Genomic DNA, 13,095 nt, shown 5'->3' on the forward strand with positions numbered 1-13,095 from the left:
GGATAAAGAGTGATAAATCAGAAAAGACGAAGTAAAAAGATAAAATTGAAAATTAAAAAAGCAGGAATATTAATTCTAAATTTTAATTTTTTAATATTTAATCTATTAAACATTTTGCCAGCCAGCGCGGCAACTTCAGAACCGATATTAAGCATAGTCCATAGCGAAGAAAATGCAAATCAGTGGACGGGAATCACAAACCGCTTGCAGGCGGGTGGGGTGAAGTATTGCGTGATTTCTCTAGCGAGTGTGAAGGATGCAGCAGATTGGGGCGATCGCGCGGTTTTATTTTTGCCAAACGTCGAGTTATTATCGCCCGCACAAGCCATTGCCCTGGAAGAGTGGATGAGCAAGGGAGGGCGCATAATTGCCAGCGGTCCTGTAGGGAGTTTGTCAGCGCCGGGAGTGCGACAGCTACTGCGAACTCTTCTAGGCGGCTATTGGGGATTCAGCCTTGATAGTCCACAAAAGCTGCAACCATCACCAAAAGCAAAATTCCTAGAATGGGCAAATCAAAACGGACTCTTTGGTGAGGTACGCGGTGGCGTCGTGATTCCTGATAACTTCACAACTCAGCCTGCTGCTGTTTGGGGTTCCAAAGATAATCCAGCAGCAGTGGTAGCTAATGAGCGTTCCACCTTTTTTGGCTGGCGCTGGGGTGTAGATGCGGCTTCAAGCGCTCAGTTAGATACTGCTTGGTTACAGACGACTATCAACCGATATGTAAAAAAGCCCACAACTACCCCAACTAAAGTAGCAGGAGGTTCTCAAACCTGCTCCACCACTGTGGTGGCGAAAGCGCCAGCAACTCCGACGAGGGAACAAGCAAGAGCAGGTCAGCAGGTCAGCAGGTCAGCAGGTCAGCAGGTCAGCAGGTCAGCAGGGGGAGAAAAGACTTCCTCCACTTCCCCATCTACCCCTAGTTCCCGCACTCCCTCATCCCCCTCATCTTCCTCATCTCCCTCATCTTCCTCATCCTCCTCATCCCCCTCATCTCCCCCATCTCCCAAGATTGCCACAGCTCCTCTACCCAGACCTGTTCCTAGTGTCACACCCCCAAAATCAGATGAGGCTATTGATCAACTTGAAACAACAGTGCGTTTCGATGTTGTCCCTAACTCGCAAGCACCAATTAGCCAAACTGAAACGCTCACCCTGCAGTACGAGCTAGAAAAACTTATTGGTAGAGTCGAGAGTGCTAATTTAGCGGCACTAACTCTTTCTGAAAATGGCGACAACGCCCAATTAGCAAAGACGCAACAAGCGCAAGTTGCCTCAACAAGACCTGGAGGAGCAGTTGTGAACGTAGAGCAAGCTTTAGATGCTGCTCGCGAAGTTGCGAAAAACTTGCCCCAATTGATTGCACAGAAAAACTACGCTCAGGCTCGTCAGCAATGGTTGGTAGCAAAAGCAAATTTGTGGAACCAATTTCCTTTGAATCGCAGGTTAGCGCAACCAGAAATCAGGGCAATATGGCTGGATCGGGGAACTATTATCCGTGCGAAAAACGAGCAGGGACTCGCTCTGATTTTTGATCGCATAGCGCAAGCCGGAATTAACACAGTATTTTTTGAAACGGTAAATGCTGGCTACACGATTTATCCAAGCAAAATTGCGCCACAGCAAAACCCTTTAGTTCGCGGTTGGGATCCATTGGCATCTGGAGTCAAGTTGGCTCACGAGCGGGGTATAGAATTACACGCTTGGGTTTGGGCTTTTGCTGCTGGCAATCGAAAACACAATGAACTCCTCAACATAGATCCTAATTACCCAGGACCAGTGCTTGCTGCTAATCCTGATTGGGCAGGATACGATAATCGCGGTCAAATGGTTCCTTCTGGACAAAGCAAGCCATTTTTTGACCCGGCGAATCCCCAGGTGCGGCAGTATTTGCTGAGTTTGTATGAGGAAATTGTCAGCCGCTATGACGTGGATGGTCTACAACTAGATTACATTCGCTATCCCTTCCAAGACCCAGCCGCTAACCGGATTTATGGTTATGGCAAGGCGGCTAGAGAGCAGTTTCAGCAAATCGCTGGTGTAGATCCAGTCAGGATTTCTCCAAGAGAACGGCAACTGTGGCAAAAGTGGACAGAATTCCGTACCCTACAAATTGATAACTTTGTTGCTCAAGTGTCACAGCAACTCCGAAAAAAGCGACCTAATTTGATTTTATCGGCTGCTGTCTTTCCCCTTCCAGAACAAGAACGCATTCAGAAACTGCAGCAACACTGGGAGGTTTGGGCAAGGCGTGGCGATATCGATTTAATTGTCCCTATGACTTATGCTCAGGATACCCCGCGCTTTGAGCGACTGGCACAACCTTGGATAACATCTTCTACACAACTGGGTTCTTCGCTGTTGGTACCAGGAATTCGCCTGCTTTCTTTGCAGACAGTCGGAGCATTTGATCAAATTCAACTACTGAGAGATTTGCCTGTTATTGGTTACGCTTTGTTTGCTGCCGAGAATTTCACCAATGACCTGAATAAAGTCTTTACTAATACTCAAGGTAACGTTCAAGGCGCACAAAAAGAACCGATTCCACACCGCAAACCTTTTCAAACTGCTGCTGTCCGTTACACAGCCCTACAAAATGAGTGGAAATTGGCATTCCAAAACAACAAGCTGCGAATACCTTCCACAACGCTTTCAACTTTTAACTCCCAAGCAGAAGTTGTAGAAAATGCTTTAAATCAGCTGGCTACTAACCCAAATCAAACTAAGTTGGTAACAGCAAGAGCGTCGCTTTTAAGGTTACAGTCTCAATTTAGAGTGTGGATGCGTCTACAAGCTCTGGAAAATCCATATCAAGTCAAAGTTTGGGAAAATCGTCTCGCCACGGTAGAAAAGTTATTGCGTTACGGAGAACGGGTACAGTTGCATCCCTAGTGCGCTTTCATTCTTAGATATTTTGCAATAATTTTAGGACTTACGCACTGTACAAAAAGATTGGATTATGTATAATTTGCGCGATTTCTACTCAAAGCATTGGCTGTACCTGCAGATCAATTGCACTGCGGTTGCAAAATGCTTCAACTATCTACAATCCACGTTACATCTTCCGAACAGTGCATAAGTTAATTTCACTTACACCTATATAAGAAATCGAAGGAGGGCTGATGTCCTCTAAGTTCAAAACCTTGACAAAGTTGAGGTAATTTATGTCTACTATCGTAATATTCACATAATCAAAATTTTGTCAATGCCTAATATCATGTCCGGCTAATTAGTTATGATTCCCACGTTAACTGTACCCCACCCCGCGCCGCCCCTCCCCCTTCGGGTATGCCTAGTGGGTACGGCCACGGCTATCGCCTGTACCGTGCGTCCTCCGGAGGAGGCACGGCACGCCAAGGGCGAACGCCACTTGCCTGCTGTCGGGAAACCCTCCTGCAGCACTGGTCTCACCGCAAGCGATCCGGGGAGGTGAAGCGTAGCTTTACCGGGGTGGGGTTCTTAGGGTAATGATAAGTATTTAACTGGACTTGATATAAGTTCTAAATTTGTTAGACAAGGCAGATAAGGAAGAGGGGGAAGACAAAGAAGCAAATTCCTCCTTATCCCCCTTGTCTTGTTTGACTAATTGCAAAAAAGGTTCCTTGAACTTGTACTATAACGGTTTGCAACCCGGAGTAAGGTACACCAAAGAAATAATGAACCACTTATGGCACACTCAGGGCACACAGATAAATATGTACTTCATTCGATTGAGTTGCGCTATGGGGAGGATGGACAGAAGAATGGAAGAGTTTTGCTTAACCTTAAAAGATGCACCTGAAGTACGTAACCGCTTAATTTCTTGCCCTCTACTTGTCTTGACTTCCTTTTAATATGCATCGGCTAAATCTTAGTATAAAATTCAATTAGTCTAAGGAATTATACGCAAGAAATTACTGAGGAAAAACGTAAAAATAATAGAAAATAATTAAAGGCATTACCTCATAGATCTAAAACATTTTTGTGCTACAAGCTATTGCAAACATTTATGCACGCCTTTGCTCAATTTATCTCACTACCATCATTGGATTCTGCAATTGACTTTTCTCCCCTAAGTGTTGCACCTGATACACCATTGTTAGATGTAGTTGCTTTGATGAGTCAGCGTCAACCGCAAGCAGGTTGTGCGTTGATAGTTGAAAATTTGCAGGTAGTGGGGTGGTTCACAGAGCATGATGCATTGCAACTTTTGTACTCAAACGTAAACCTACAAACAGCTAGAATATCTGAAGTTATGGAGACTTCAGTACTCACTTTAAAATGCTCTGAGGTTTCTAGTGTAATATCAATACTGTCATTTTTACGCGAATATCGTTTGTATTTTATACCACTAGTTGATGAGCAAAGTCAACTCGTGGGATTATGCACTTATGAAAGTATCTGTCAAGCTCTTGAACAAGAAGCAGGGGAAACAAGCGAATTAACGCAAACGGAGGCACAAGGGCGCTTGCTGGAGGCTGCTGTTGTCAATGGCAACGACGCTGTCGTGATCATCGAAGCTCAGGGGCTGGATGATCCATTGGGTTGGCGTATAGTGTATGTCAACGAAGCGTTTACCCGTATGAGCGGTTGGTCAACTTGTGAAATTATTGGCAAAACGCTACCGACTTTATATGATGAAAAAACTTTTCGCACAGAGATAGATAGAATTTGCACGGCGCTTAGAGATGGCTCCTCAATTAGAACAGAATTTATTAATTACGACAAAAACGGCTGTTGTACATACTGGGTTGAGGTTAACATAGCCCCAATTGCATATTGCGAAGGCAAAGTTACTCATTTTGTTTGCACACAAAGAGATATTACTGAGCGCAAACTAGCAGAAGAAGCGCTACGAGCAAGTGAAGAACTCTTCAGACAAACAGCAGAAAATATTGGCCAAGTTTTGTTTGTGCGAGACCTCAAACAGGACAAAGTTATATATGTAAATCCAGCTTACGAAGAAATTTGGGGACGTAGCCGCGATCGCCTTTACGAAAATCCAAAAGATTTTATAGAGGCTATCCATCCACAAGACCGCGATCGCGTTATAGCTGGGATCAGAACCTTTGATCATGGTCATGTTTACAGCCAAGAATATCGCATTGTCCGTCCTGACGGCGAGGAGCGCTGGGTTTGGACGCGAGCCGTTCCCGTAAAAAATGAACTGGGAGAATACCGCATCTTTGGAATCAGCGAAGACATTACCGAGCAAAAAAGAGCGACTGAAGCGTTACGCGAGAGTGAAGAGCGCTTTCGTAAACTCGCAGACGAAGCACCGGTTCTGATTTGGATGAATGATGATAATGCTTCGGGTACGTTTGTCAACCAATCTTGTCTGGAATTTACAGGACGACCTTTAGAAGAGTTACTGGGTGAACGTTGGGCAGAAGGAATTCATCCGGAAGATAAACAGCGCTGTTTTGAGATATACCTATCCGCATTCAAAAAGCATCAGCGTTTCCAGTATGTCTGTCGTTATTTGCATGCAGATGGAGAATATCGTTGGCTGATCAACATGGGCGTTCCTAGGTTTGCATCTGATGGCAGCTTTATCGGTTACATCGGCTGCTGTACAGATATTACTGAACGTATGCAGGCAGAAGCAGCATTGCAGCAAGCACAAGCAGAACTTCAGCAGGCAAACGCAGAGCTAGAAATGCGAGTTGAGGAGCGAACAAGGGCTGTTAACGAAATGAATCGGCAACTCATTTCTGAAATGAGCGATCGCCTCTATGCCCAAGAGCAACTGCGGCAATCACAGGAAATGTTGCAGCTCGTCATGGACAACATCCCCCAAAGTATTTTCTGGAAAGATACAGCTTCTGTATTTTTGGGTTGCAATCGCATCTTTGCCGAAATAGCTGGTCTTGACAGTCCAGAAGATATTGTGGGTAAGACTGACTATGATTTACTCCCTCAAAAGGAGGAAGCAGATCTCTACCGTGAATCTGACCTTCGGGTGATGCAAAGCGATACGCCAGAATATGGCGTTATCATTCCCCACCTCCAAAAGGATGGCACACAACTTTGGCTAGAGGTAAGTAGAATTCCACTTCACGATGCTTCCCGGAATGTGATAGGAGTTCTTGGCACTTGTGAAGATATAACCGAGCGCAGGCAAGCACAAGAAGCGCTCAAACGCAGCAAAGAGCGTTTCCGTAATTTAGTTGAAACGAGCAGTGATTGGGTTTGGGAAGTAGATGAGAACACTGTCTACACTTATGCGAGTCCAAAAATATACGACCTGTTGGGTTACCAGCCGCAATTCGTGTTGGGCAAAACTCCGTTTGACTTGATGCCACCGCAAGAAGCCGAGCGTGTTGCTAATATATTTGCCCCAATTGCTGCTGCACAACAACCATTCAAATGTCTGGAGAACACAAATACTCATAAAGATGGGCATTTAGTTATTTGCGAAACCAGTGGGGTTCCCATATTTGATGGTGAAGGTAAATTTCGGGGTTATCGTGGCGTTGGCCGAGATATTACTGTGCGTAAGCTCAGAGAGGCAGTATTGCGGGAGACTCAGGAACAACTACAGGCGATTTTGGATAACTCCCCAGCTTTCATTCATTTACTAGACACTCAAAATAAATTCCTGTTAGTCAACCACCAGTATGAAAAGCATTTCAAAATTAGCAAAGAGCAGATTGTAGGCAAAACTTTCTATGATTTCTGGCCTCACGACATTGCTCATAAGCTCATGGCAAATAGCTGCAAGGTCATTACAGAAGGCAAACCGATAGAAGTTGAAGAAGTCGTCCCCCACGAAAATGGGCTACACACTTACCTTTCTGTCAAGTTTCCTCTACAAGATGCTAATGGCATCCCTTATGCTGTTTGCGGCATCTCTACAGACATCACTGAGCGCAAATTAGCCGAGGAGTCTCTGCTGCGCTTTCGCAAAGCCATAGAAAGCAGCAGCAATGCTATAGGTATGGCTGATATGACACGTAACGTTATTTACCTTAATCCAGCGTTTGTTGAGTTATTTGGGTATACGTTGGAGGAATTGCGCGACTCTGGGGACCACCAGCTATTTATACCAATCAGGCAGAGTGTGAACGAATTTTTGCAACTGTTAACAAAGGAGAATCTTGGCGCGGTGAAGTGACGATGAAAACTCGCAGTGGTCGTATCATCCAAATCGAATTACATGGTGATGCGATTAAAGATACTACTGGCAAAATCATCGGCTCGGTCGGTATTCATACTGACATCACAGAACGCAAACAAGCAGAAGAAAGTTTACAACTGCGCGATCGCGCGATCGCAGCTAGCAGTAATGGCATCATCATTACTGATGTCACCATGCCAAACTCCCCAATCATATATGCTAACCCGGCATTAGAGCAAATCACTGGTTATTCAGTAGCGGAAGTGATTGGGCAAAACAGTAGTTTTCTGCATGGTGCTGATCTCAATCAACCAGGCATAACCGAAGTACACGACGCCATTACCCAAGGAAAAAGCTGTACCGTAATTTTACGTAATTACCGTAAAGACGGCACTTTATTTTGGAATGAGATAAGTATTTCTCCGGTTTATGACATTCATGGCAGATTCACTCATTATATTGCTATTCAAAGTGATATCACTGAGCGCAAACAGGCAGAAGTAGCGCTATTAATCTCGCAAGAGCGGTTACAATATTTACTTTATTCTAGTCCAGGTGTCATTTATAGTTGCAAAATTTACGGTGATCATGGCATTACCTTTATGAGCGAAAACGTTATCAGTATGCTGGGATATGAAGTAGAGGAATTTATGGAAATTCCTAACTTTTGGGCGAATCATGTTCACCCGGAAGACTTACATCAAGTTTTTGCTGCGAATGCAACACTCATACAGCAAGGACAACACAGCCAGGAGTACCGCTTTTTGCACTCAAATGGTACTTATCGGTGGATGTACGATCAAGCCAAACTGGTGCAGGATGACGCTGGCAATCCATTGGAAATTGTCGGTTACTGGTTAGATATCACCGAACGTAAGCAACTAGAAGAGGAACTGAAAGCTGCGCTGCACAAAGAAAAAGAGCTTAATGAACTCAAATCTCGCTTTGTCGCCATGACGAGCCATGAGTTCCGTACGCCTTTGAGTACTATTCTTTCCTCATCGGAGTTGCTGGAACACTACCGCCATAGGTGGACAGAGGAAAAACAACTGTCGCACCTGCATCGCATTCAAACTGCTGTTAAGCATATGACTGAGATGTTAAACAATGTATTGGTGATTGGCAAGGCAGAGGCAGGAAAACTAGATTTTATACCCGTGCCCTTGGATTTAGTGAAATACTGCCGCTATCTAGTGGAAGAATTACAACTGAATGTCAACAATCAACATCGAATCAACTTTATTTGTCAAGAGGATTCGATGCCGTGTTGTATGGATGAGAAATTGCTAGAACATATTATTAGTAATTTACTCTCGAATGCAATTAAGTATTCTCCAACTGGTAGTACTGTCAGGTTTTATCTTACCTTTAAGGATGGACTAGCAGTATTTACAATTCAAGACCAAGGTATTGGCATTCCACCAGAAGATTTACCCCACCTATTTGAGTCTTTTCATCGAGCTACGAATGTGGGTAACATCCAAGGCACGGGGTTAGGATTAGCAATTGTCAAAAAGTGTGTGGATACCCACAATGGTGAAATTGCTGTGAAAAGTGAAGTCGGAGTGGGAACAATATTTACTGTGACTGTGCCGTTAAATAGTTACACCAAAACAGAGGCAAACTATGACAAAAATTTTAGTTATTGAAGACGAAAAGTCAGTACGAGAGAATATTCTGGATTTGTTGGAAGCAGAAAATTTTGATACTATTGCTGCTGCTAATGGACGCATTGGGCTAGAGTTAGCGGCTTCGGAAGTTCCCGATTTAATTTTATGCGACTTGATGATGCCAGAAATTGATGGTTATGGCGTACTGATAGCATTACGTGAAGAATCAGTAACAGCAAACATTCCGTTTATTTTTCTGACAGCCCGAGCAGCTCGGGCTGATTTTCGTCAAGGGATGGAATTGGGTGCTGATGACTATCTGACGAAACCATTTACTCGTGATGAATTATTAAGTGCGATCGCAAGTCGCTTGATCAAGCAGGCGAATTTGACAAAAAAAGTATCTACATTGGAAACTCAGACCATCTCTGCTAAAGCACAGATGATAGAAAAGTGCTTGCGCCGTACTTTAGAACGGAGAGATTTCCAACAATTTCTAGTTTACTATCAACCTATAGTCGATTTAATTTCTGGAAAAATTATCGCTGCTGAAAGCTTATTACGTTGGCAGCATCCCGAATTGGGGATGGTTTCTCCTACAGAATTGATTCCTTTGGCTGAATCTACTGGTTTAATTCTCCCTATTGGTGATTGGGTTTTAAAAAATGCTTGTAAACAAAATAAACTCTGGCATAATGCAGGATTCCCCGAGTTACGTGTCGCTGTTAACCTATCATCACATCAGTTGGTTCAACCTGATTTTAGTGAAAAAATAATGAAATTTTTATTAGTAAACGATTTGCTGCCAAATTGCTTAGAATTAGAGTTAACAGAAAACATAATTATGCAAGATGTCAATCGCGCTACTTCTACTATGAAGGAAGTACACTCGTTCGGTGTAAAAATAGCTATTGATGATTTTGGTGCTGGATATTCTGCTTTAATGTATTTGAAGCAATTACCGATTGATACGTTGAAAATAGACCGTTACTTTATTCAAGATATTGCAAATGATTCTCAAAAAGCAGCTATTACAACCGCATTGATTGAAATGGGACGTAATCTCAAAATTCAGACAGTTGCTGAAGGTGTGGAAACGGAACAAGAACTTGATTTTTTACGCGGACATAGATGTAACGCTATGCAAGGTTTTCTCTTTAGCCGTCCGTTAAGCGCCGCAGAATTTGAAAAGATTTTGTTTGCTAACAAACGGTTGAATGTGTAGGTTTTATACAGGAGAACTTAGAACTCAGAACTTAGAACTTAGAACTGAGAACTTAGAACTCAGAAGTAAACTTTTCTTGATCTCTGGCTTTCGAGTTGAAAAGATCTACTTCAATAAAGATACAACCTGCTGTAATAATGGTTTGTAGTCAGTGGATCAGCACTACTACCAAGCAACTTGAAATAAACAATAGTAAATGAAACCACTAGTACCGCTCCCTTGGAATTCACGCATTCAAAATTCAAAATTCAAAAAGCTTGAAATACAAGGTTTCTGACTATTTTGAATGGTTGGTTTATTTAGGCCATGCTGTACTAGTATAAATGATTTCTATAGTTAATTTTTTGATTTTTTTAATATGTATAAAATTTTAGTCATAGAAGATGAGACAAGTGTACGGCAGAATCTTTGGGAATTACTAACCTATGAGGATTTCGATGTCATTGCTGCAGAAAATGGTCGCATTGGCGTACAGTTAGCTCAACAGGAAATTCCCGATCTGGTGATTTGTGATGTGATGATGCCAGAACTAGACGGTCATGCTGTTTTAAATATATTACGTCAAGAGCCTACAACAGCGACAATTCCGTTGATTTTTTTAACAGCTAAAAGTGACAAAACTGACTTGCGCCAAGGGATGGAGTTGGGAGCTGATGATTACATAACAAAACCTTTCACCCGCGCAGAACTACTAGCTGCGATTTCCTCGCGATTACAAAAACAAGTTACCATTCATCAGCAGTCAGAAAAAAGGTTAGACGAGTTACGAAGTAGTATTACTATGTCCCTTCCTCACGAAATGAGGACACCACTCAATGGTATTTTGGGTTTTTCAGAACTTTTAATGAAAGAAGCTAATACCCTTTCTCGGCATGAAATCCGTGATATGGCTTTATTTATTCATCTGTCGGGAGAACGCTTACACAGATTAGTTCAGAACTTTTTACTTTATGCAGAACTCGAAATTATCGCAACAGATTCAAAACGAATTAACCAGTTGCGAAGTCAGAAAACGATTTTCCCTTCAATGGCGTTGAAAAAAATAATTACCGAACAAGCTAAACAAGCAGAACGTGATGCAGATTTACACGTGAATTTCCAAACTTATTGTTGTCTACAAATTTGTGAAACCAAACTTTATAAAATTATTGAAGAATTAATTGATAATGCCTTGAAGTTTTCAGAATCAGGAACAACAATTCATCTTGTAAGTACTTTAGTGAGCAATCAACTTATCATATCAGTTACTGACCACGGGCGAGGAATGACAGCTGCTCAAATTGCTGAATTGGGAGCATATCGGCAATTTGATCGCCAACTTTATGAACAACAAGGTTTGGGTTTGGGTTTAATCATTGCTAAACGTATGACTGAATTACACGGAGGGGAACTCAGCATCCAGAGTCAGCTAGGAGAAAAAACAGTTGTGCAGGTGGTGCTTCCCTGTATTTGAGGACTCAGATCTTTCACCCAACAAGAGCCTCTGGCTCTAATATCAAAGTTACCAGGTTGAACCTGGTAACGAAGGTTTGGAGGCTTCGCCTCCTCACTGTTGCAACTCTTGCAAGATCTTAGAGGAAGGAACACAAAGAAATAATGAACCACAGATGGACACAGATGGACACTGATAAATAATTACTTCATTCAATTGAATTGCGCTATATATGAAATGGTAAAAATCGGACTTTAGACTGGTGACAATTTTGCAACATCCACTCTAATTTTGAAGAGAACGTGCATTATTATTGAAATTGCTACTATGAAACATCTGCGTTGCTTGCTGCTTTTTCTGCTACTGTCTACAGCAGCAGCCTGTGACCAGACTCGCGCTTCTTTGGAAGAAGCCACACCCCAATCTTCTCCAGCTTCTGGTCAAGTAGCACAGAATTCTACACAGCCAAAAAATCTCGTTCCTACTCAACCACTTTCACCTACACCTATCCGCATTAATGTCGGTGATTTGCCAAAACCCTTCGCTACTGAAAGTGCCTCAAAGTCACCTAATGTAGTGCCAATTCCAGCCAACCCGACTCTGCGTGTACCTCCTGGCTTTGTGGTCAACGTTTTTGCTGACGGTTTAGATGCGCCACGCTGGTTAGCTTTAACTCCCAACGGTGATGTGTTGGTGACAGAAACCAAGCAAAACCGTATTCGTTTACTACGCGATACAAACGGTGATGGAGTGGCTGATGTCAAAAACACCTTTGCTAGTGCAGCAAACGGACTCAATAGACCCCTTGGGATGGCTTTTGCAGATAATTCCTTTTTCCTGGGTAACACTGATGCGGTGTTGCGGTTTCCTTACGCTAAAAATCAGCAGGAAATCACTGGTACTGGCACAAAAATCGCTGATTTGCCTGCTAGTGGCTACAACAACCACTGGACGCGCAATGTAGTTGTTTCGCCTGATGGCAATAAGCTGTACGTTTCTATTGGTTCAGGAACCAACGTAGATGAAGAACCACTCCCACGGGCTTCGGTGCAGGTGATGAATTTGGACGGTTCCCAGCAGCAGACTTTTGCATCTGGCTTGCGTAACCCAGTCGGTTTGGACTTTCACCCTGTGACTAAGGAACTTTACACATCTGTCAATGAACGGGATGGTATAGGCGATGACCTGGTACCAGACTATTTAACACGCATTCGGCAAGGAGAATTCTATGGCTGGCCTTATACATATCTAGCACCAAATAACCTTGACCCACGTCAGAAGACGAGTGACAAAAGTAAACGCCCCGATTTAGCAGCCCGTACCCGGACTCCAGATGTGCTGTTTCAAGCGCACTCAGCCGCGTTGGGATTGCAATTCTATGACGGTCAGACGTTCCCCCAAAAGTATCGTAATGGTGCTTTTGTTACCTTTCGTGGTTCCTGGAACCGCGATCGCGGCACTGGCTACAAAGTTGTTTTGGTACCATTTGATACGAAAGGACAACCGCAAGGTTACTATGAAGATTTCCTGACAGGTTTTCTGCTAGATCCTGCTGTACCAACGACTTGGGGACGTCCTGTAGGCTTGCTCGTTTTACCCGACGGTAGTCTTTTAGTCACAGAGGAAGCGAATAACCGTATTTATCGGATTCAGTATACGGGCGGAAAAAGTCAAAAGTAAAAAGGCAAAAGTAAAAAGAAATTTCTTTTGAGTTTTAACTTTTAACTTT

Annotated in this window: 6 protein-coding genes; all 6 read left to right on the forward strand. The window is 43.1% G+C overall.

Features of this window, described 5'->3' with window-relative positions:
- Positions 1 to 9 precede the first annotated feature (9 nt).
- The 6 genes from V5G28_RS28785 to V5G28_RS28805 all read left to right on the forward strand — a co-directional run bounded on the left by V5G28_RS28785 (position 10) and on the right by V5G28_RS28805 (position 13,046).
- Positions 10 to 2,892 (forward strand): family 10 glycosylhydrolase, encoded by a 2,883-nt coding sequence (locus V5G28_RS28785; protein ID WP_332994183.1) that lies wholly within the window; start codon positions 10 to 12, stop codon positions 2,890 to 2,892.
- A 1,096-nt stretch (positions 2,893 to 3,988) separates the two neighbouring features.
- Positions 3,989 to 7,096 carry a PAS domain S-box protein gene (locus tag V5G28_RS28790; protein WP_442994303.1) on the forward strand — a complete coding sequence of 1,036 codons (3,108 nt, stop codon included), beginning with the start codon at positions 3,989 to 3,991 and terminating at the stop codon, positions 7,094 to 7,096.
- Between the two features lie 2 nt (positions 7,097 to 7,098).
- Complete coding sequence (locus V5G28_RS36905) at positions 7,099 to 8,748, forward strand: sensor histidine kinase (protein ID WP_442994304.1); 1,650 nt, start codon at positions 7,099 to 7,101, stop codon at positions 8,746 to 8,748.
- Complete coding sequence (locus tag V5G28_RS28795) at positions 8,726 to 9,934, forward strand: EAL domain-containing response regulator (RefSeq protein WP_332994186.1); 1,209 nt, start codon at positions 8,726 to 8,728, stop codon at positions 9,932 to 9,934. The genes V5G28_RS36905 and V5G28_RS28795 overlap by 23 nt, the downstream gene beginning before the upstream one ends.
- Before the next feature lie 358 nt (positions 9,935 to 10,292).
- The gene (locus V5G28_RS28800; protein ID WP_332994188.1) at positions 10,293 to 11,387 is read left to right on the forward strand and encodes a hybrid sensor histidine kinase/response regulator; all 1,095 of its coding nucleotides are present in this window, start codon (positions 10,293 to 10,295) and stop codon (positions 11,385 to 11,387) included.
- Between the two features lie 306 nt (positions 11,388 to 11,693).
- A complete protein-coding gene (locus tag V5G28_RS28805) occupies positions 11,694 to 13,046 on the forward strand; it encodes a PQQ-dependent sugar dehydrogenase (protein ID WP_332994191.1) in 1,353 nt (450 codons plus the stop codon).
- Positions 13,047 to 13,095: the final 49 nt, after the last annotated feature.

Origin of the sequence: Scytonema sp. PRP1 (genome assembly GCF_036697665.2) — a bacterium.
GTDB lineage: Bacteria > Cyanobacteriota > Cyanobacteriia > Cyanobacteriales > Nostocaceae > Kalymmatonema > Kalymmatonema gypsitolerans.